We start from the raw sequence: 22,650 nt of genomic DNA on the forward strand, positions 1-22,650 counted from the left end.
CCCGGTAGAATCGCTGGCACTTCATATCGCACGCATTGAATCGGGACCGGATACATGTCACTTCGTTTTATCGTCAGCGCCGCCCTGGCCTTGATCGCCGGCAGCGCTTACGCAGAAGGTCCCGCCGCAGCGATCTCCTACACCCGCGACATTCAACCGATTTTTACCGAGAAATGCGTGGCCTGCCATGCCTGCTATGACTCAGCGTGCCAGCTTAACCTGGGCAGTGCCGAGGGCGCAGCGCGGGGCGCAAGTAAAATGCCGGTGTATGACGGCGAGCGCAGCCAGGCGGCGCCGAGCACGCGTTTGTTCTACGACGCATTCGGTAAACAGGCCTGGCAGCAGAAGGGCTTTTATTCGGTGCTGGACGCTCAGGGCAGCCAGGCGGCGCTGATGGCGCGCATGCTGGAGCTGGGGCACAACGCGCCGCTGCAAGCCAACGCCAAGCTGCCCGACGAGATTGCTCTGGGCCTGAATCGCGCAAACATGTGCGCAACCCCAGCCGAGTTCAACGCCTATGCAGGTGCCCACCCCAAAGAAGGCATGCCGCTGGCGGTGACCGGCCTGACCGACCAGCAATACCAGACGCTGCAGCGTTGGCTGGCGTCCGGCGCGCCGATTGACGAGCAAGGCCTGGCGCCGAGTGCCAGGGAGGCGCTGCAGGTTCAGCAGTGGGAAAACCTGTTCAATCAGCCCGGTGCCCGCGAAAGTCTGGTGGCCCGTTGGCTGTTTGAACATCTGTATCTGGCACATATCTATTTCCAGAACGGCGAGCCGAGGCATTTCTTCCAGTGGGTGCGCTCGCGTACGCCAAGCGGGCAGCCCATCGACCTGATCGCCACGCGCCGCCCGAACGATGACCCCGGCACCCGGGTGTACTACCGCCTGTGGCCGGTGCAGGGGGTGATCGTGCATAAAACCCATATCACTTACCCGTTCAGCGCGGCGAAGATGGCGCGCATCAAGCAACTTTTCTATGCCGGTGATTGGCAAGTGACCGCACTGCCGGGCTACGGCCCCGGTCGCCGTGCCAACCCCTTCGAAACCTTCGAAGCCATCCCGGCCAGGGCGCGCTACCAGTTCATGCTCGATAACGCCGAATACTTCGTGCGCACTTTCATTCGCGGGCCGGTATGCCGTGGGCAGATCGCCACGGACGTGATCCGCGACAACTTCTGGACACTGTTCCAGGACCCCGACCATGATCTGTATATCACCGATGCGCGTTATCGCGGGCAGGCCACGCCGCTGCTGGCGATGCCGGGGCAGAACGACGATGTGGGCAGCGTGCTGGGGTTGTGGCTGAGTTACCGCGACAGGCGCAACCGCTACGAAGCGTTACGCCGGGACAGCTACGCCGACCTGCCGCCGCCGGGGTGGTCGACCCTGTGGGCTGGCAATGACAATGCCTTGCTGAGCATCTTCCGCCACTTCGACAGCGCGTCGGTGACCAAAGGCCTGATCGGTGAAGTGCCGCAGACGATGTGGCTGTTCGATTACCCGTTGCTTGAGCGCACCTATTACCAGTTGGCCGTAAATTTCGATGTGTTCGGCAACGTGGCACACCAGGCCCAGACCCGACTGTATTTCGACCTGATCCGCAATGGCGCCGAGCAGAATTTCTTGCGCCTGATGCCAGCCGATAGCCGTGAGGATTTCCTCGACGATTGGTATCAGAACAGTGGCAAGCTCAAGATGTGGCTGGATTACGAGGCCATTGATGACGACAAGCCCACCGGCCTGCACCTGGATGAAAAACACCCGAAACGAGATTTTGCCCGGCAGTTGCTCACGCGTTATGCCGCGTTGAATGCCAATCCCGACCCGATCAACCGCTGTTCGGGCGCCTATTGTTCGCGCGATGGCATTGAGCCTGCGTTGCAGGATGCGGAACAGGCGCTGAGCCGCGTTACCTCGCGCCCGGCCGCCGGGCTCAAGGTCATCGAGCAATTGCCCGAAGCGACGATGCTGCTTGTCGAAACGGCCAGCGGCAGGCACCAGGTCTACAGCCTTTTGCGCAACCGCGCCCACAGCAACGTGGCGTTTTTGCTGGGCGAGGCCTACCGCTATCAGCCAGGCCTGGACACCTTGACCGTTTATCCAGGCGTACTCAGCAGCTACCCGAACTTCATGTTCGCGCTCAAGGCTCGTGAAGTACCCGAGTTCGTGGCTGAACTGGAGCAGGTCACGGATGCCGCAGGCTTTGAAAAAATCGTCGACCACTGGGGCGTGCGCCGCAGTCATCCGCAGTTCTGGCAGTATTTTCACGATTTGTCGCAGTACCTGCGCGAAACCACGCCGGTGGAAGAAGGCGTATTGGACATGAACCGCTATGAGAATCTGTGAGCGTGCCGATTGCCTTGTCACTATCCCGACAAAAACACTCGGACTTTGTACCTGCGTAATAATTTGGCGTAAACTCCCCCCAAGCCTGTGAGGAGTTTCCATGACTGCCATAACCATTACCGACGCCGCCCACGATTACCTGGCTGACCTGCTGTCCAAGCAGAACACCCCGGGTATCGGCATCCGCGTCTTCATCACCCAGCCCGGTACCCAGTACGCCGAGACGTGCATTGCCTACTGCAAGCCTGGCGAAGAGAAACCTGAAGACACCGCGCTGGGGCTCAAAAGCTTCACCGCCTACATCGACGCCTTCAGCGAAGCCTTCCTGGACGATGCCGTGGTCGACTACGCCACCGACCGCATGGGCGGCCAGTTGACGATCAAGGCACCCAACGCCAAGGTGCCGAACGTCAACGCCGACAGCCCGGTCAATGAGCGCATCAATTACTACCTGCAAACCGAGATCAACCCGGGGCTGGCCAGCCACGGCGGCCAGGTCAGCCTGATCGACGTGGTCGATGACGGTATCGCCGTTCTCAAGTTCGGCGGCGGCTGCCAAGGTTGCGGCCAGGCGGACGTGACCCTGCGCGAAGGCATTGAGCGCACCTTGCTTGAGCGCATTCCGGAGCTCAAGGGCGTTCGCGACGTGACCGACCACACGCAGAAAGAAAACGCCTACTACTGAGTAAGGTGTTCACTGCAAACAAAAAACGGCGCCCGTGAGCGCCGTTTTTTATGCCTTGAATTCAGAAGCTTACACCTGCTATCCAATCAATCAGATCAAATAGGGGAGTGGGCTTGCTCCCTCCCACCGTTTTGCCCCGCGTTCATTCAAGGACGGTAGAGGTGAGCATGACCCGCGCGATACAGCGACGAATCACCAAAACTGTCACTGGCCAGCACCCTGCCCACCACGATCAACGCCGTACGCCGAAAGCCCTTGGCTGCGACTTTTCCGGCAATATCACTGAGCGTGCCCGCTACCCAGTCCTGATCCGGCCACGTTGCCCGGTGCACCACAGCAATCGGACAGTCGGCGCCATAGTGCGGCAGCAGTTCGGCAACGATCTTCTCCAGGTGATTGACCCCCAGATGAATCGCCATTGTGGTGCCATGGCGCGCCAGGCTGTCGAAGTCTTCGCCGTCCGGCATGCGGGTCTTGTCGGCGTAGCGGGTCAGGATCACGCTCTGGGCGATGTCCGGCAGGGTCAGTTCGGTTTCCAGCAGCGCGGCGCAGGCGGCTACCGCCGTGACGCCCGGGATGATCTGGAACGGAATGCCCAGCTTGCGCAAATGACGGATCTGTTCGCCAATCGCCCCGTACAGGCTTGGATCGCCGGAGTGCACGCGGGCCACATCCTGGCCGCTGGCGTGGGCGACCTCGATCAACGCGATGATCTGTTCCAGGTGCAGTTCGGCGCTGTTGACCACCTGATGTGCCTGATGCCCCTCCAGTACCGCCGCCGGTACCAGCGAGCCGGCGTAGATGATCACCGGGCAACTGCGGATCAACCGCTGGCCCTTGACGGTGATCAATTCCGGGTCGCCGGGGCCTGCACCGATAAAGTAGACGGTCATGGGAGTTCCTGTTGGAAATGGGACGAGCATGAAGACTGCTCATGATCAAGGAGGGTGATTATCGAGGTTTCAGCCGGCGCAGGCCAATGCAAAGGTTGCCCTGGCGTTGTTTCTGCGGCTGATCAACAGGCGGGCAGGGGCGCCCGACAGCTGTTCTGCCAGGGCGAGGGCGGCACTTTCGGCAATGCCATGGCAACCGGTGTGGGCAAAGGCGACGGCTGATTTGTGGCTCAGGCGATCCTCATAAATCGCCAATTGCGCAGCGCTGAAACACTGCAATGGCAATTGCAGCCGCTGGGCCAGAGCGATCAGCCCAGGCTCATCCTGTTTGCGATCGATGCTGGCCAGCGCGGTGACACGCTGGCGCTCGATACCCGTCTCGGCAAGGGCGCCGTCAAGCAGAGCCAGCAGGGTGTAAACATCACAACCGCGCTGACAACCCAGGCCTACCGCCAGAATCATGCCGAGTATTGACCGTCGCGGTTGCGCCGGAACAGCCAGGCGCTGATCAGGCCCAGAGCCAGCCAGAATGCGATGTTGGTCAATTGCGACGCGATCTTGAACTGCGCCTCGAGGGCCTCCGGGGCCAGCATTGCATGCACTTCGGGCTGCGGCGCACCGATCACATGGGGCACTGCAAGGATCGCCACGCCGAGAATCTTAAGCAGCCAGTTGCGGCCGAACACGATCAGCGCAATACCCGCAGCCGTGGAGGCGGCGGTACCGATCCACCAGGTCTGGCGCAGTGCAAGGTCGGCGGCGGCAGTGCCCGGCAATTCGGGCGGCAGGCCCAGGGTGGGCGCCAGCACAAACGTCGCGTACCCGGCCAGGCCCCACAACAGTCCCTGGGCCGTGCGGGTTGGGGCGCGCAGGGTGTAGAGACCGGCCAACATCAGCGCGAAACCCACTGCCACCACCAGGTTGCCGCCGGTGGTGGACAGCACACGCTGCCAGCCATCTTCCGGCTCCCAGGCTTCGGCGTCGTGGCTATGGGCAGTGCGCTCATGCGCCACCTCGGTTGCAGCTGGCGCTTTCTCGAAGGTTTCGGCCTGCAGAATCAACGGGGCGACCCAGAAGCTTTGCAGCAGAGTCAGCAGCAGGGCGGCCAGCAGGCCGGTAAAGCCGGCGGTTTGCGCAATACGCTTGATCATGTCGGCAGGCCTCAGTGGCACGGGAATGCGGCGCTGTGGCGAGTATCGTGGGCAGCGTTGTGCACCGCCTCGATATGCGAGAACCCGGCGAAATACACCAGGCATGCGCCGAGGATCGACGCGCCAATGGCGGCGGTGAGGCGTTGGCTCAGGGTGGCGGTGTGGCTGGCGGCGGGTGAGGTGCTGCTGATGATCGACATGGCGCGTCCCTATCAAGTGTCTGGGCGAAACGAGCGCATGAAAACCCCGCGAGCGGGGCACGCGGGGTTTGAACAGCGCCCGCCCACCGCGGGTTTGTTATCTGATTTTCGGGCCGGTCTCCGGGCTTGCGAGGGACGCTGGGTCAAAAAGCATCGCCTTCCCATGCCTGCTGGCACAGTGGATCTGACGCTTCACTCGCTTACCGTTGCGGGGGCAGCACCGGACTCGTCATACCCTGGTATCGCAGGCCATGACTCACCGGTTTCCCGTTTCACCCTGTGAAGGGCACCCGAAACAAGATGTACAGGAAAACACGAGTATGACCGGGGCGTCAATTGAGGCGGGCAATAACGAATATTCGTCGAGGGCGCGACGTAATGGCGTTTTTGCCAAGTAATATTTTCAATTGTTTTATGGGCCTGGCGCACTTCTTTTTTAGTGTTGGTTATTGGAAGGTGGTCGCGCTGAAGTTTATGTCGTCCATTAAGTTAATAAGGTTTTTTATGTCTGTTATATCTCGTGCCAGTTTTAATGCGCCAATTGTTAATCAACATATTATAAACCCGAGTGCTGAATCCGCTGGCCCGCAGGGCAAGGCGCATTATCATGCGGTTTCCAGCAAACCGTCCTGGGCCACCCGCCAAGCTGCAGACCAGATTGATCGAAGGCAGCGCAGATTGCAGGATCTTAATGGCGATAAGTTACTGCGCGTGGGTTATACGTTCCGCGACATTGATCCGGTGGAAACCAGGTTCAATAAAACGCAACAGGAACAGGCCCGTCTTTCAATGCAGTCCTGGTCTGATATTGCAAATATCGAGTTCGAGGAAGACGCCGTTGCGCCCGAGGCCCTGTTACGTTTCGTCAATAGCTCGGAGACAACCTTTGCCGATGCCATGTTTTCCGAAACTTCTGGGCGGGTGCGCCTGAACTCAAGCCACTGGGTCAATCGCGCGCCCTCCGTAAACGGCTATGGGCGCCAAACGCTGACCCACGAAATCGGCCACTTGCTGGGCGCTGCCCATACCGGTGACTACGACGCGTCGCGGGGCCCGAGCAACTACACAGAGCATGCCGTTTTTGCAGAGGACAGCCGGGCCTACTCGGTCATGAGCTATTTCGAAGCGAGCAATACGGATCATGATCACCAGGGCGAGTACGCCTCGGCACCGTTGATGACTGACATTGCCTGGGCCCAAAAGGCCTACGGCGCCAATTACAAGACCCGTAACACGGATACCACCTACGGCTTCAATTCCAATACCCGGCGAGACGATCTTTCACTGGTATCCCCGCGGGACGGCGCCGTTTTCTGCGTCTGGGACGGCGGCGGTAACGATACGCTGGATTTCTCCGGCTATTACCAGAATCAGGTGATCAATCTGAATGCTGAAACCTTCTCCAATGTCGGCGGGAAGAAGGGCAATGTCTCCATCGCCAGGGACGTTACCGTGGAGAACGCTATCGGCGGTTCCGGCAACGATGTGTTGACCGGCAACGCCGCCGACAACCGGCTTGAAGGCGGTGGCGGCGCCGATCGTCTGCAGGGCGGCGCAGGCCGCGATACCTTCGTGTACGACACCGCCACCGATTCGACGTTACGCAGCACCGACCTGTTGACGGACTTCGTCACCGGCCAGGATAAAATCGATATTTCCGGATTGCTGCGCAAGCATGGCCTCCACGACCTCACTTTCGTCAACCGGCTTTCCGGCCGACCAGGGGAGGCGGGGCTGGGCTACGATCCGCAAAAAAACGAGTCGTGGCTGGTGCTTGACCTGACAGGCAATGGCGAAATTGATTTCTACGTTGAAAGCCAGGGGCGCATCGCGCTCGCCGACATCGTGACGGATGTGCCCATCAAACATCGCTATGTGTAGATCGGCGTGCGGGTCCCGGGTTTCCGACATTGACCGCTTGCCATGCACTGCGTAGCCTTGCGGGTTCGAGGTTCTTCGGCCCAGGCCGAAGCTAAGAAGGGAACGCGGTTCAAGCCGCGGCTGCCCCCGCAACTGTGAAGGGTTCTGCTGACTGCCACGCCACTGCCGATCCGGCGGGAAGGCGCAGTTGGCGCCGGTCGCAAGACCCGCAAGCCCCAAGCCAGGAGACCTGCCTCGCAACCGATTTTCCAATTAAACCGGGCGGGGTGATCCGGTGACGAAATCCGCTGCTGCGCGCCGTCGCAGGGCCACTCGTCCCGTATGCCCGCCCCAAAGGGCATCCGATGAAAACACTGGCCAAACTTCCCGTCACCATCGTCACCGGCTTCCTCGGCTCGGGCAAGACCACCCTGTTGCGCCACATGCTCGACAACGCCCAGGGCCGCCGCATTGCGGTGATCGTCAACGAGTTCGGCGAGCTGGGCATCGACGGTGAAATCCTCAAACAGTGCTCCATCGGTTGCACCGAGGAAGAAGCCAACGGCCGCGTGTATGAACTGGCCAACGGCTGCCTGTGCTGCACCGTGCAGGAAGAGTTCTTCCCGGTGATGCGCGAACTGGTTGCCCGTCGCGGCGACCTTGACCATATCCTTATTGAAACCTCGGGCCTGGCCCTGCCAAAACCCTTGGTGCAGGCCTTCCAATGGCCGGAAATCCGCAGCGCCTGCACCGTGGACGCGGTAATCACCGTGGTCGACAGCCCGGCCGTGGCCGCCGGCACCTTTGCCGCCTTCCCGGACCAGGTCGATGCCCAGCGCAAGCTCGACCCGAACCTGGATCACGAATCGCCGCTGCACGAACTGTTCGCCGACCAACTGGCCAGCGCCGACCTGGTGATCCTCAACAAGGCCGACCTGATCAGCCCCGAAGACCTGGCCCGCGTGCGTCTGGAAGTCGCCGAAGAGCTGCCGCCGGCGGTCAAGGTCATCGAAGCCAGCAGCGGCCGTGTGCCGTTGGACGTACTGATCGGCCTGGGCGCCGGCTCCGAAGAACACATCGACGCGCGCCACAGCCATCACGATGCGCACCACGAAGGTGAAGACGACCACGATCACGACGCCTTCGACTCCATCTCCATCGACCTGCCGCAAGCCGACGAAGCCCTGCTGCTCGACGCCCTGACCCAGTTGGTGGTGCAGCACGGCATCCTGCGTATCAAGGGTTTTGCCGCCATTCCCAACAAACCTATGCGCCTGCTGATCCAGGGCGTGGGTACCCGCTTTGACAAGCACTTCGACCGCGCCTGGGGTGCCGACGAAGCGCGCATCACGCGCCTCGTGCTGATTGGCCAGGAACTGGACGCCGTTGGCCTCGAAGCGCAACTGCGCGCCGCGCTCAGCGTTTAATCCATGCACCTGCTAAGGACCCAGCCCGGTGGTTTCGTCTCGGACGACAATATTGCCGACCTTGGACAGACCCCCGCTGAACTGGTGATCCTGTGCAGCGGCGACTCGAGCCTGGCACTGCTGGCCGAAGCGGCCCGGCAGTTGCCCGACGACTACCCCAGCCTGCGCCTGGCCAACCCGATGCAGGTGCAGAACCACGCCTCGGTCGACCTCTACGTGGACCAGGTGCTGCGCCACGCCAAGGTGATCCTGATCTCGCTGCATGGCGGCATCGGCTATTGGCGCTATGGCGTCGAGCGCCTGGTGGCATTGGCCGAGCGCGGCGTGCAGCTGATTCTGGTGCCGGGGTGCGACCGCCCGGACCCGGAGCTGGGCAGCCTGAGCACCGTCGGAGTGCAGGAGCGCGACCGTCTGTGGCACTTCCTGCGCCAGGGCGGTTTGGGCAATGCACTGAATTTCTATCGCTGCCTGGCTTCGGGATACCTGGGCCGCGACTATGGGTGGGCCGAGCCGCAGACCCTGCCGCGGACTGCCATTTATCACCCGCATAACGCCAATGCCGCGCTGCAGGACTGGCAGGCAGCGTGGCGCGCTGATCTGCCGGTCGCAGCGGTACTGTTCTACCGCTCGCATTTGCAGGCGGCCAACACCGGTTTTATCGACGTGTTCTGTCAACGCTTGCAGGCGGCGGGCCTCAACCCGCTGCCGATGGCGGTGGCCAGCCTCAAAGAGCCCGGCTGCCTCGCGGTGGTCGAGGACCTGCTCGACGAAGTACAGGCGGCGGTGATCCTCAACACCACCGGATTTGCCCAGTCCAGCCCCGAAGCACCGCATCTGCGCCCGTTTCGTCGCAATATCCCGGTGATCCAGGCGATCTGCGCGCAAGACAACCAGCCCGGCTGGGAAGCCAGCGCACAGGGTCTCGGCCCGCGCGACCTGGCGATGCATATCGCCTTGCCGGAGCTGGACGGGCGCATCATCAGCAGGCCCATCAGCTTCAAGGACCTGGCCTGGCGCAGCGAGCGCAGCCAGTCGGACGTGGTGTGCTACCGCGCCGCGCCCGAGCGCATGGACTTCGTCGCCGAGCTGGCGCGACGCTGGGTCGAACTGGCGCGGGTGCCCAACGGCGACAAACGCATCGCGCTGATCCTCGCCAACTACCCGACCCGCGACGGCCGCATCGGCAATGGCGTGGGCCTGGACACTCCGGCCGCCGCGCTGAATATCCTGCGTGCCCTGCAGGCCGAAGGTTATCCGCTGCCGGACGCGTTGCCGGAAAGCGGCACGGCGTTGATCCACGAGTTGCTCGGCGGCGTCACCAACGACCTCGACAGCCTCGACCTGCGGCCCTGCCACCAGAGCCTGGGCCTGGACGACTACGCGGCGATGTTTGCGCGCCTGCCCGCCGCCAATCAGCAGGCGGTGCTTGAGCGCTGGGGCGCGCCGCAGAATGATCCGATGTGCCGCGATGGCCGCCTGATGATCGCCGGGTTACGCCTGGGCCTGACCTTCGTCGGCATCCAGCCGGCGCGGGGTTATCAGGTGGACGCCAGCGCCGTGTACCACGACCCCGATCTGGTGCCGCCCCACGGTTACCTGGCGTTCTACTTCTGGCTGCGCCACACCTATGGCGCTCACGGCGTGATTCACGTCGGCAAGCACGGCAACCTCGAATGGCTGCCGGGCAAGGGCGTGGGCCTGTCGGAAAACTGCTGGCCGGACGCATTGCTCGGGCCGTTGCCGAATATCTATCCATTCATCGTCAACGATCCGGGTGAGGGCGCCCAGGCCAAGCGGCGGACCCAGGCGGTGATCATCGACCACCTGATGCCGCCGCTGACCCGCGCCGAAACCTACGGCCCGTTGCGCAACCTCGAGCTGCTGGCGGACGAGTATTACGAAGCGCAGTTGCTCGACCCGCGGCGCGCGCTGGCGCTGCAAAAGGACATCCTCGCGCTGGTGCGCGAAACCCGGATCGACCAGGAGCTGGCGCTGGACAGCGACGCCGAGGCGGCCGTGTGGCTGCCGCGCCTTGACACCTACCTGTGCGATCTCAAGGAGTCGCAGATCCGCGACGGCCTGCATATCTTTGGTGAGTCGCCCCAAGGCCGCCTGCGCATCGACACGTTGCTGGCGTTGCTGCGCATTCCGCGTGACGACGGTCGCGGCGCGCAATCGAGTCTGCTGCGCGTGTTGGCCAAGGCATTCGCGCTGGGTTTCGACCCGCTGGACTGCGCGTTGGCCGAGCCGTGGAGCGGCCCGCGCCCCGACGTGTTGCAGCGCATCGATCCACAGCGTTGGCGCACCGCCGGTGACACCCGCGAACGTCTGGAGCTGTACGCGGCGCGCTTGATCGAGCAGGCGCTCGAAGGCCCGCTGGAGCAGCTTGAGGCGCCAGGCTGGGAGGACGTGAAAGCGGTGATCGAGCATTTGCGCATTATCGTCGCGCCGCGCCTGGACGCCTGTGGCCCGGCGGAAATGCGCGGTTTGCTGGATGCCTTGAGTGGCCGCTTCGTGCCGGCGGGGCCAAGTGGTGCGCCGAGCCGTGGGCGTCTCGACGTGCTGCCCACCGGGCGCAACTTTTTCAGCGTGGACGTACGCAACCTGCCGACCACCACCGCCTGGCGCATCGGTTTCCAGTCGGCCAACCTGATCCTTGAGCGGCACTTGCAGGACCACGGCGACCACCTGCGCCAGCTCGGCCTGTCGGTGTGGGGCACCGCCACCATGCGCACCGGCGGCGATGACATCGCCCAGGCCATGGCGTTGATGGGCGTGCGTCCGGTGTGGGCCACCGGCAGTCAGCGCGTGGACGATTTCGAGATCCTGCCGATCAGCCTGCTCGACCGCCCGCGCGTGGACGTGACGCTGCGCGTGTCCGGGTTCTTCCGCGACGCCTTCGCCAACCTGATCCGCCTGTTCGATGCGGCGGTGCAGGCGGTGGCGGCGCTGGATGAGCCGGATGACATGAACCCGCTGGCGGCCAAGGTGCGCAGTGAGCGCGAGGCTCTGCGCATGGCCGGCCTGGACGAAGACGCGGCGGCAAAACAGGCGGGCTGGCGCATCTTCGGCGCCAAACCGGGCGCTTACGGTGCCGGTGTGCAGGGCGCCATTGACGGGCGCCTGTGGCAGAGCCGCGAGGACCTGGCCGAGGTCTACCTCAATTGGGGCGGCTACGCCTACGGCGGTGCCGATGAAGGCACCGAGGCCCGCGAGCCTTTCGCGCGGCGCTTGAGCCAAGTGCAGGCGGTGGTGCAGAACCAGGACAATCGCGAGCACGACCTGCTCGATTCCAACGACTACTACCAATTCCAGGGCGGCATGCTCGCCGCCGTGGAAACCCTGAGCGGCGACAAGGCCGCCAGCTACCATGGCGACCACAGCCAGCCGGACCTGCCGAAAATACGGACGCTGAAGGAAGAACTCAACCGGGTGATTCGCTCCCGTGCAGCCAACCCCAAGTGGATCGACGGCGTGAAGCGCCATGGCTATAAAGGCGCGTTCGAGATGGCCGCGACCGTGGACAACCTGTTCGCCTTCGACGCCACCACCGAGCTGATCGACGATCACCAATACGCCTTGCTCGCCGACGCCTACCTGCTCGACCCGGACACCCGCGCCTTCGTGCAACAGCACAACCCGGCGGCGTTGCGTGACATGACCGAACGCATGCTCGAAGCCCAGCAGCGCGGCCAGTGGCAAGCGCCGGGCGCCTACCGTGAAGCGCTGGAAAACCTGTTGCTCGATATAGAAGAAGACAGCTGATGAGCGATCGCCACAATAAGTGGCAGAATTTAAAGAGAACCGGTATGACCGATATTCCACATTTCCCGCTGTCCGCCGTCGTCGGCGCCGACGAGCTGAAACTGGCGCTGTGCCTGGCTGCCATCGATCCGAAGATCGGCGGTGTGCTGATCGAAGGCCCGCGCGGCATGGCCAAGTCGACCCTGGCCCGTGGCCTGGCGGACCTGCTCGCCAGCGGGCAGTTCGTCACCTTGCCCCTGGGCGCCACCGAAGAGCGGCTGGTCGGCACCCTCGACCTTGACGCGGCGCTGGGCGAAGGCCGCGCGCAGTTTTCCCCCGGCGTGTTGGTCAAGGCCGATGGCGGTGTGCTGTATGTGGATGAAGTCAACCTGCTGCCCGACCATCTGGTCGACCTGCTGCTGGACGTTGCCGCCAGCGGCACCAACCTGGTCGAGCGCGACGGCATTTCCCACCGGCATGCGGCGCGCTTCGTGTTGATCGGCACCATGAACCCGGAGGAGGGTGAGTTGCGCCCGCAGTTGCTCGACCGCTTCGGGTTCAACGTGGCGTTGAGCGGCTACACCTTGCCGGCCGAGCGTGGGCAGATCATCCGCCGCCGCCTGGATTTCGACAGCGACCCCGCTGCCTTCTGCGCGCAATGGGCCGAGCCTCAGGCCGCCTTGCGCGCGCGTTGCACCCAGGCGCGTGCGCGGCTTGAGCGTATTGCCCTGGATGACGAGGCGCTGACGCAAATTACCGAGCGCTGCTTTGCCGCCGGTGTCGACGGCCTGCGCGCCGACCTGGTCTGGCTGCGCGGCGCCCGTGCCCATGCAGCCTGGCGCGGCGCTGATGCCATCGCCGAGGAAGACATCCAGGCCGTGGCCGAATTTGCCTTGCGTCATCGCCGCCAGGAGCAATCCCCGCCGGCGAGCCCGCCCGATCAAGGCCAGTCTGCGCAGCCGTCCGACACCTCGCCGGGCCAGGGCCAGTGGGGCGACCTGCCCGCACCGGCACTGCCCACCGGCGCGCGCCGGGAAGTGCCCGCCTGGCCAAAAAAGCCCTAGGCATCCGCCCTCGACCTGACCGGGGGGCGGATGCACGGCCCCGAGCGGGCAGAGTCACCAGCGGCAGGCACGGCAAGGCGCGCGACGCAGAGCAGGGCACCGTCAACTGGCCGGGCACCTTGCTCGGCGGGCGCCCACACTCGCGTGAGGATTTACGCTTCCAGCAGCGCAATCGTGCGGCCCATGAGCTGTGGCTGGTGATCGTCGACGCCTCGGCCTCCACTCGGCGGCACAGCGCACTGACCGATGCCAAGGGCCTGCTCGCGCAGCTGTTCGATGACGCTTACCGGCAACGGGCGCGCATGGCCTTGCTGACCGCCAGCGGGTCATCGCCGCAGTGGCAGGTTCAAGGCCTGAAAGCCGCCAAGGGCCTGGCAGACTGGCTGGCGCAACTGGGCGCCGGCGGCGGCACGCCCTTGCTCGCGGCGTTGAGCGAGGCCGCGCAGTGGCTGCAGGTGCGGCGCAAACGTCATCCCACTGAGCAGCAACGCCTGTTGATCATCACGGATGGCCGACTCAAGGCCATCGATCAACTGCCCCAACTCGACTGCCCGGGCCTGCTGGTGGATATCGAACGCGGCCCGATCCGGCTGGGAAGGGCGCAACAGCTGGCAGACGGATTGAACCTGGATTATCAGCATATCGATGCCAGGTAGCGCTGCAGAGCATCCTGTGTAAGCCGTTTCAACCTGTGGCGAGCGGGTCCTGTGGGTGCGGGGCTTGCCCTAATGCAGGCAGTTAAGCGCAGGTCCCCCTGTGGGAGCGGGCTTGCCCGCGAAGGCGATTTTCGGTGTACATGTCCGTTTCTGCGGTAACGGCGACTTAAGGTTCCGCTCTTACAGCGGGTCACTTTTGTAAAGGCACAAAAGTAACCAAAAAGCCTTCGCCCCAACACTCGGCACCTCGCTAATGCTCGGTGTGCCCGAACGTAGGCTTGAATCCGTGGGCCGCCGCAATGGGCCATCCCTGGCCCAGTGCGGCTAACCCGGCGTCCTGCCGGGTTACCCACGGATTCAAGCCTGCGTTCGGCCAGCGTGTTTGACGGGGCGCTTCCAGATCAAAAGCAAAAGCGCGGCGGCCCGAGAGCCGACCGAAATGGTCTGCCGAACGAGGTACAACATGTGGGAGCGGGCTTGCCCGCGAAAGCGGTGGGTCAGCCAGCGTCAATGTTTGCCGGGCCAACGCCTTCGCGGGCAAGCCCGCTCCCACATTTGATCTGCGTCGCTATGAGCATAGCGTTCGCTTAACTGAACGGCATCAGGGCAAGCCCGCTCTCCACAACAAACCTCAAGTGAAACCTTTTCCCATTCCGCTTGTCCCCGCTTCCCATGTCACCTCCCGCCTGCCAAATCCCTTAATTTTCCAAGCCTGCCGGAAGCCTCTTCAGGCCCCCGGCTGCGCCCGCTATTTCAAGGCGCCCAGCACGCCCGATTCAAACGGCAGCTGAAAACGGACTTTCTTCTCCCCCGTGACTTATCAGGCAGGTTACTCCATGCAGTTCAGCGAATTATTGACAGCGATTTCCACCCACGCGATCCGTCTGCAACTGGAAGAAGGCGACCTGATCATCCTCGGTGACGACGAGGCCCTGGATGACGCGCTATGGGATCAACTCATCGCCCACAAACCTCAGCTTCTCGAGCTGGTGGCCGAGCATGGCGGCGACTGGCTCAGCCCCGCCTACCGCATTACCCCGGACATGCTGGCGCTGGTCAGCCTCGACCAGGACGCCATCGATCGCATCGTCGCGGCCATCCCCGGCGGCGCAGCGAACGTGCAGGACATCTACCCGCTGGCGCCACTGCAGGAAGGCATGCTCTACCACCACCTCTCGGCGCAGCAGGGCGACCCCTACGTGCTGCACGCGCAATTCGTGTTCGACAGCCGCACTCGCCTGGATGCTTTCGCCCAAGCGCTGCAATGGGTGATCGACCGCCACGACATCCTGCGCACCTCGCTGGTGTGGGAGCGTCTCGACGAGCCGCTGCAAGTGGTGTGGCGCAAGGCAACCCTGGCCTGCGAAGAAGCCCGCTTCACCGGTGGTGACGTTCTCGCGCAACTCGGCGCGCGCCACGACCCGCGCAGCTATCGCATGGACCTGGGTCAGGCGCCGCTGCTGCGTCTGGTGTTCGCCAACGACCCGGCCAACCAGCGCGTGGTGGCGATGCTGCTGTTCCACCACACCATTCTCGACCACACCGCCCTCGACGTGGTGCGCCATGAAATCCAGCTGTACCTGACCGGCCAGCAGGCACTGGCGAGCGAGCCGGTGGCGTTTCGCAGCTACATCGCCCAGGTGCGCCATGGCGTCAGCGAGCAGGCCCATGAAGCGTTCTTTCGCACGATGCTGGCGGATATCGATGAGCCAACGCTGCCGTTCGGCCTGCAGGATGTGCAGGGCGACGGCCAGGGCATCGACGAGGCGCGCGTCCCCGTCGACAGCGACCTGAGCCGCCGCCTGCGCAGCCTGGCACGTCCACTGGGGGTGAGCGTGGCAAGCCTGATGCACGTGGCCTTTGCCCGTGTGCTGGGCGTGGTGTCCGGCCGCGACGCGGTGGTGTTCGGCACCGTGATGCTGGGGCGCATGGGCGCCGGTGAAGGCGGTGAACGTGCGCTGGGCATGTTCATCAACACCCTGCCGTTGCGCGTGGATGTGGGCGGGCAGGGCGTGCGCGCCGAGGTCAAGGCGACCCATGCGCGCCTGACCGCCTTGCTCGACCATGAGCACGCGTCCCTGGCCCTGGCCCAACGTTGCAGCGGCGTGACGGCGCCCACGCCGTTGTTCAGCGCGATGCTCAATTACCGCCACAGCGCGGCGACGGACATGGCCCAGGTGATCGACATCGCCGAAGGCATCCAGGTGCTCGGCGCCGAAGAGCGCACCAACTACCCGCTGACGGTCAACGTCGACGACCTGGGCGAAGACTTCGCGCTGACGGTGATGGTCGACGCCTCCATCGGCGCGCAGCGCGTGGCCGACTACCTGCATGTTGCCCTGCACAGCCTGGCCGACGCCCTGCACGAGCGACCGGACATGCCGCTCTGCGGCCTGAACATCCTGCCTGACACCGAACGCAAGCACCTGCTGCACACGCTTAACCACAGCCCCACGTCTTATGCCGACACTGCGTTGATCCACCAGCAGGTCGAAGCCCACGCCGCCGCCCATCCCGACGCCATCGCATTGCGCTACGACCAGCAGCGCGTGACCTACCGCCAGCTCAACGAACGCGCCAACCAGGTCGCCCACCGCCTGCTTGCCCAGGGCATCCGTGCAGACGACCGTGTGGCGATCTGCGTAGAGCGCGGCGCCGAAATGATCATCGGCCTGCTCGGCATTCTCAAGGCCGGCGCCGGCTATGTGCCGATCGATCCGGCCTACCCGCAGGAACGCATCGCCTACACCCTGGCCGACAGCGCACCGCTGGCCGTGCTGGTGCAGGCCAATACCCGCCATCGGGTGGGCGACCTGGCGCAGATCGACTTGAACGACCTGCGCGGTGAGTCCATCGTCAACCCGCGCGTGCCGCTCAGCCCGGCCAACCTCGCCTATGTGATCTACACCTCGGGTTCCACCGGCCTGCCCAAGGGCGTGATGATCGAGCATCGCCAGGTCGCGCGCCTGTTCAGTGCCACGGAGCACTGGTTCGGTTTCAATCACACCGATGTGTGGGCGCTGTTCCACTCGTTCGCCTTCGACTTTTCCGTGTGGGAAATCTGGGGCGCGTTGATGCACGGCGGCCAGTTGCTGATTGTGCCGCAATTGGTCAGCCGTTCGCCGGATGCGTGCTATGCGCTGCTCTGCGAAGCCGGCGTGAGCATCCTCAACCAGACGCCGAGCGCGTTTCGCCAATTGATTGCGGCCCAGGGCCACAGCAGCGAAGCGCACTCCCTGCGCCAGGTGATTTTCGGCGGTGAAGCGTTGGAACCAGGCATGCTCAAACCCTGGTATGCCCGCGCGATCAACGCCGGCACGCAGTTGGTGAACATGTATGGCATCACCGAAACCACCGTGCACGTGACCTACCGCGCCCTCGAGGCGGCGGACGCGCGTCTGGTGGGGGTCAGCCCGATTGGCGTGCGCATTCCCGACCTGCAACTCTACGTGCTGGACGCCCAGCGCCAGCCGCTGCCCATGGGCGTGGTCGGCGAGCTGTACGTGGGCGGCGCCGGTGTTGCGCGCGGCTACCTGAACCGCGATGAACTGAACGCCGAACGCTTCCTGGCCGACCCGGCCACCGGCCTGCGCATGTACCGCACCGGCGACCTCGGCCGCCTGCTGGCCGATGGCAGCGTCGAGTACCTGGGGCGCAACGATGACCAGGTGAAGATTCGCGGCTTCCGCATCGAACTGGGCGAAATCCAGGCGCGCCTGGCCACCGCGCCGGGCGTGCGCGACGCAGTCGTTGTCGTACGCGAAGACGAGCCGGGCGACAAACGCCTGGTGGCCTACGTGATTGCCGACGGCACGCCCGATATCGCTGCACTGCGCGACCACCTGCTGCTGAGCCTGGCCGAACACATGGTGCCGGCCGCCTTCGTGCTGCTCGACCAGTTCCCGCTGACCACCAACGGCAAACTCGACCGCAAGGCCTTGCCTGCACCCGACGCCGATGCCGTGGCCCGGCGCGGCTACGCGGCCCCTCAGGGCACAGTGGAAAACACCCTCGCGGGCATCTGGCAGGAGCTGCTCAAGCTCGACCGGGTGGGCCGCGACGATAACTTCTTCGAGCTGGGCGGGCATTCTCTGCTGGCGGTCAAGCTGATCGAGCGCATGCGCCAGGTCGACCTCAGCGCCGACGTGCGCGTGCTGTTCGGTCAGCCCACATTGGCGGCATTGGCTGCGGCGGTGGGCGGGCAGCACGAAGTGCAGGTGCCGGCCAACCTGATCAGCGCCGGCAGCGAGCGCATCACCCCGGACATGCTGCCGCTGATCGACCTCGACCAGGCGGCCATCGACCACATCCTGCACAGCGTGCCCGTGGCCAATGTGCAGGACATCTATGCCCTGGCGCCGTTGCAGGCCGGCATTCTCTACCATCACCTGGCAACCACCGAGGGCGATCCCTACGTGTTGCAGGTGCAGTTGCGCTTCGAACACCAGGCGGCGCTGGACGCCTTCGTTGGCGCGCTGCACAGCGTGATCGAGCGCAATGACATTCTGCGCACCGCGATCCTCTGGGAAGGCCTGGATGAGCCGGTGCAGGTGGTCCTGCGCCAGGCGCCGCTGGCGGTGGAGCGCATTGAGCATCAGGGCGGCGATGGACTGGCGCAACTGCAACAGCGCTTCGACCCACGTCACTATCGCCTCGACCTGTCCCGCGCTTCACTGATGCGCCTGGTCTACGCCGAGGAGCGGGGTGGCTTCGTCGGCATCCTGCTGTTGCACCACATCCTGCTCGACCACACCGCGCTGCAAGTGCTGGTGGAAGAAATGAGCGCCAGCCTGTCCGGTCGCAGCGCACAGCTGCCCGACGCGGTGCAGTACCGCAATTACGTGGCCCAGGCGCGCATGGGTGTCAGCCAGGCCCAGCACGAAACGTTTTTCAGCGAGATGCTCGGCGATATCGACGAGCCGACGCTGGCCTTCGGTCTGCAGGATGTGAACGGCGACGGCAGCGGCATCAACGAGGTTCATTTGCCGCTGGAGCCGGCGCTGAGCCAGGGCCTGCGCGAACAGGCGCGACAGCTGGGCGTGAGCCCGGCCAGCCTGATGCACCTGGCCTGGGCGCAGGTATTGGGCCAGGTGTCCGGCCAGCAGGACGTGGTGTTCGGCACCGTGTTGCTGGGGCGCATGCAGGGCGGCGAGGGCGCCGACCGCGCGCTGGGCATGTTCATCAACACCTTGCCGCTGCGGGTGAGCCTCGGCACCGTTGGCGTGCAGGCCGGCGTGCGCGCCACCCACGCGCGCCTGGCGCAATTGCTCGGCCATGAGCACGCTTCACTGTCCCTGGCCCAGCGTTGCAGCGGCGTGCCGGCTTCGCTGCCGTTGTTCAGCACCTTGCTCAACTACCGCCACAGCGCACCGGACGAGGCGCCGGGCGCCAGTCCGTTCGCGGGCTTTGGCATCGATATCCTCAGTTCCCAAGAGCGCAGCAACTACCCGCTGGTGCTGAGTGTCGATGACCTGGGCACGGGCTTTGCGCTGGCGGTGCAGGGCGTGGCCCAGGTCAATGTGCAGCGTGTGGGCGACTACATGCTGACCGCATTGCGCAACCTGCTGATCGCGCTGCAACAGGCGCCGACCACGGCGTTGCAGGCGGTGTCGATTCTGCCGCCGGGCGAGCGTCACCGACTGCTGGTGGACTTCAACGCCACCGCCCGCGAGTACCCCGCGCATCTCACCGTGCATCAATTGTTCGAAGCCCAGGCCCTGGCGCGTCCCGACGCGGTGGCAGCGGTGCATGGCCTGGTGTCCCTGAGCTACGGCGACCTCAACCGGCGTGCGAATCGACTGGCCCATCACCTGATCAACCAAGGCGTGCAGCCGGGAGAAAGCGTGGCGATTGCACTGCCACGCTGTCTCGACCTGCTGGTGTGTCAGCTGGCGATCCTCAAATGCGCGGCGGTGTATGTGCCGCTGGACATCAATGCCCCGGCGCAGCGCCAGGCCTTTATCATTCGCGACAGCGGCGCGCGACGCGTGCTGGACAACCTCACCGAGCTGAACCCGGCGGCGCTGTCAGCGCAAAACCCGCTGCTTTCGCAATCGGCCGAGAGCGTTGCGTACATCCTCTACACCTCCGGTTCCACCGGCGCGCCGAAAGGCGTGCAGGTACCGCATCGGGCGATTTCGCGGCTGGTACTCAACAACGGTTATGCCGATTTCAACCGGGATGACCGCGTAGCGTTCGCCTCCAACCCGGCCTTCGACGCCAGCACACTCGACGTGTGGGCGCCGTTGCTCAACGGCGGTTGTGTGGTGGTGGTCGACCACGCAGTGCTGTTGTCCCAGTCAGCGTTTGCCACGCTGTTGCAGGAACAGGCCGTGAGCGTGTTGTGGATGACTGCCGGACTGTTCCACCAGTACGCCGACACATTGATGCCGGTGTTCGGCCAGTTGCGCTACCTGATCGTCGGCGGCGATGTGCTGGACCCTTCGGTGATAGGTCGCGTGCTTGCGCACGGCAAACCCCGACACCTGGTCAACGGCTACGGTCCGACCGAAGCCACTACCTTCTCCACCACGTTTGAGATCACCACGGTCGGCGCGGGCAGCATTCCGATTGGCCTTCCCATCGGCAATGCCCAGGCCTACGTGCTGGACGCGCGCCAGCAGCCGTTGCCTTTGGGCGTGACCGGTGAGTTGTATATTGGCGGGGCCGGTGTGGCCAAGGGGTACTTGAACCAGCCGCAATTGACCGCCGAGAAATTTATCCCGAACCCCTTTGGCGAAGGCCAGCTGTACCGCACCGGCGACCTGGCGTGCTGGCAGGCCGACGGCACCTTGCTGTACCAGGGGCGCAATGACCTGCAAGTGAAAATTCGCGGTTTCCGCATTGAACCCGGAGAAATTGAAGCCGGCATGGCCGCGTTCCCGCAGGTAAAGGATGCGGTTGTGATGGTCCGTGAAGACGAGCCTGGTGACAAACGCCTGGTGGCTTACTACACCGCCGCTGCAGCGCTGCCGATCGAAGCATTGCGCGACCACCTGCACGGTCGATTGCCGGATTACATGGTGCCTTCGGCCTATGTCTGGCTGGCGCTGTTGCCGCTGACTGCCAACGGCAAACTCGACCGCAAGGCCCTGCCGGCGCCGGACCAGGCTGCGCTGCTCAGTCGCGGCTACGAGGCCCCGCAAGGCGAGGTGGAAGCCGTGCTGGCGCAAATCTGGCAGGACGTTCTCAAGCTGGAGCGCGTGGGCCGGCATGATCACTTCTTCGAACTGGGCGGGCATTCGCTGCTGGCGGTGAGCCTGATCGAACGCATGCGTCAGGTCGGCCTCAGCGCCGATGTGCGCGTGCTGTTCAGTCAGCCGAGCCTGGCCGCGTTGGCGGCGGCCATCGGCAGTGGCCGCGAGATTGTGGTGCCGGCCAATGGCATCGCACCGGGCTGCACCCACATCACCCCATCCATGTTGAGCCTGGTGCAGCTCGACCCGGCGGCCATCGAGCGTGTCGTCGCGACCGTGCCCGGTGGCGCGGCCAATGTGCAGGATATCTACCCGCTGGCGCCGTTGCAGGAAGGCATCCTCTACCACCACATCAGCGCCGAACAGGGCGATCCCTACCTGCTGCAATCGCGCATGGCGTTCGACAGTCTTGAGCGTTTGCACAGCTTCATGGGCGCGCTGCAACACGTGGTTGCGCGCCACGATATTCTACGCACCGGCGTGGTGTGGGAAGGCCTGGACAGCCCGGTGCAAGTGGTATGGCGCAAGGCGCAACTGGTGGTGCAAGCCATTGATCTGGACCCGGCGGATGGCGACATCATCGAGCAGTTGCACGGCCGTTTCGATGCGCGACATTACCGCCTGGACATCACCCAGGCGCCGTTGTTGCGCATGGTCTACGCCGAGGATCCGGCCAATAACCGCGTGGCGGCGATCCTGCTGTTCCACCACCTGGCGCTGGACCACACCGCCATGGAAGTGGTGGGCCAGGAAATGCGCGCGTTCCTGTTCGACCAGGCCGATGCGTTGCCCGAGCCTGCGCCATTTCGCAACTACGTGGCCCAGGCGCGCCTGGGCGTGAGCACCGCCGAGCATGAGCAGTTCTTCCGCGAAATGCTCGCCGACATTAATGAGCCGACGTTGCCGTTTGGCGTGCAGGACGTGCAGGGCGACGGGCGCGCTATCGAAGAGGCCGAGTTGCCCCTCGACACCGCGCTGGCTCAGCGCGTACGTGAGCAGTCGCGGCAGCTGGGCGTGAGTGCCGCCAGCCTGATGCACCTGGCGTGGGCCCAGGTGCTGGGGCTGGTGTCCGGGCGCGACGACGTGGTGTTCGGCACCGTATTGATGGGCCGCATGCAGGCCGGCGACGGCGCCGACCGCGCGCTGGGCATGTTCATCAACACCTTGCCATTGCGCGTCGATGTAGCTGCCAGCGCGGCGGTGGCGGTCAAGGCCACCCACACACGCTTGAGCGCGTTGCTGGGCCATGAACACGCGTCGCTGGCGCTGGCCCAGCGTTGCAGTGGCGTGGCGAATTCAACGCCGCTGTTCAGCGCCTTGCTCAATTACCGTCACAGCACCCCCGGCGAAATGGCCCGCGACGGCCATGGCATCTGGGAAGGCGTGCAACTGCTCGGGGGGAAGAGCGCAGCAACTATCCGCTGACCT

General features: G+C 64.3%; 12 protein-coding genes and 2 riboswitches. Of the genes, 8 read left to right on the forward strand and 4 right to left on the reverse strand.

The features are described from left to right. Positions 1–54: 54 nt before the first annotated feature. Positions 55–2,346: a fatty acid cis/trans isomerase gene (locus VRB54_RS09890; RefSeq protein ID WP_338480614.1), complete on the forward strand. Its 2,292-nt coding sequence runs from the start codon at positions 55–57 to the stop codon at positions 2,344–2,346. 100 nt (positions 2,347–2,446) lie between these two features. Next, positions 2,447–3,031: a Fe-S biogenesis protein NfuA gene (nfuA, locus tag VRB54_RS09895; protein WP_003190728.1), complete on the forward strand. Its 585-nt coding sequence runs from the start codon at positions 2,447–2,449 to the stop codon at positions 3,029–3,031. A gap of 146 nt (positions 3,032–3,177) precedes the next feature. On the opposite strand, the gene cobM is transcribed toward nfuA, so the two are convergent. The 4 genes from cobM to VRB54_RS09915 all read right to left on the reverse strand — a co-directional run bounded on the left by cobM (position 3,178) and on the right by VRB54_RS09915 (position 5,275). Beyond that, positions 3,178–3,924: a precorrin-4 C(11)-methyltransferase gene (gene cobM / locus VRB54_RS09900; RefSeq protein ID WP_338480616.1), complete on the reverse strand. Its 747-nt coding sequence runs from the start codon at positions 3,922–3,924 to the stop codon at positions 3,178–3,180. Between the two features lie 69 nt (positions 3,925–3,993). Then, positions 3,994–4,386 carry a cobalamin biosynthesis protein gene (locus VRB54_RS09905; RefSeq protein WP_338480618.1) on the reverse strand — a complete coding sequence of 131 codons (393 nt, stop codon included), beginning with the start codon at positions 4,384–4,386 and terminating at the stop codon, positions 3,994–3,996. Next, complete coding sequence (locus VRB54_RS09910) at positions 4,383–5,075, reverse strand: CbtA family protein (RefSeq protein ID WP_338480619.1); 693 nt, start codon at positions 5,073–5,075, stop codon at positions 4,383–4,385. The genes VRB54_RS09905 and VRB54_RS09910 overlap by 4 nt, the downstream gene beginning before the upstream one ends. 11 nt (positions 5,076–5,086) lie before the next feature. Further along, complete coding sequence (locus tag VRB54_RS09915; protein WP_338480621.1) at positions 5,087–5,275, reverse strand: CbtB domain-containing protein; 189 nt, start codon at positions 5,273–5,275, stop codon at positions 5,087–5,089. Between the two features lie 94 nt (positions 5,276–5,369). Continuing rightward, positions 5,370–5,584: riboswitch (cobalamin riboswitch) on the reverse strand. A gap of 69 nt (positions 5,585–5,653) precedes the next feature. Between VRB54_RS09915 and VRB54_RS09920 the strand changes: the two genes are divergently transcribed. The 6 genes from VRB54_RS09920 to VRB54_RS24525 all read left to right on the forward strand — a co-directional run bounded on the left by VRB54_RS09920 (position 5,654) and on the right by VRB54_RS24525 (position 22,647). Next, positions 5,654–7,156 (forward strand): M10 family metallopeptidase C-terminal domain-containing protein, encoded by a 1,503-nt coding sequence (locus VRB54_RS09920; protein ID WP_338480622.1) that lies wholly within the window; start codon positions 5,654–5,656, stop codon positions 7,154–7,156. A 51-nt stretch (positions 7,157–7,207) separates the two neighbouring features. Next, positions 7,208–7,407, forward strand: a riboswitch (cobalamin riboswitch). Positions 7,408–7,500: 93 nt separating this feature from the next. Beyond that, positions 7,501–8,562, forward strand: a complete 1,062-nt coding sequence (gene cobW / locus VRB54_RS09925) for a cobalamin biosynthesis protein CobW (RefSeq protein WP_338480623.1) — start codon at positions 7,501–7,503, stop codon at positions 8,560–8,562. A gap of 3 nt (positions 8,563–8,565) precedes the next feature. Further along, complete coding sequence (gene cobN, locus VRB54_RS09930; protein WP_338480625.1) at positions 8,566–12,327, forward strand: cobaltochelatase subunit CobN; 3,762 nt, start codon at positions 8,566–8,568, stop codon at positions 12,325–12,327. Positions 12,328–12,371: 44 nt separating this feature from the next. Further along, positions 12,372–13,370 carry an ATP-binding protein gene (locus VRB54_RS09935; protein ID WP_338480627.1) on the forward strand — a complete coding sequence of 333 codons (999 nt, stop codon included), beginning with the start codon at positions 12,372–12,374 and terminating at the stop codon, positions 13,368–13,370. 2 nt (positions 13,371–13,372) lie between these two features. After that, the gene (locus tag VRB54_RS09940; RefSeq protein WP_338481082.1) at positions 13,373–14,026 is read left to right on the forward strand and encodes a vWA domain-containing protein; all 654 of its coding nucleotides are present in this window, start codon (positions 13,373–13,375) and stop codon (positions 14,024–14,026) included. Between the two features lie 836 nt (positions 14,027–14,862). Then, entirely contained in the window at positions 14,863–22,647 is a 7,785-nt protein-coding gene (locus tag VRB54_RS24525; RefSeq protein WP_422396077.1) for an amino acid adenylation domain-containing protein, read from the forward strand. Positions 22,648–22,650: the final 3 nt, after the last annotated feature.

This window comes from Pseudomonas trivialis, from assembly GCF_036864995.1.
Classification (GTDB): domain Bacteria; phylum Pseudomonadota; class Gammaproteobacteria; order Pseudomonadales; family Pseudomonadaceae; genus Aquipseudomonas; species Aquipseudomonas trivialis.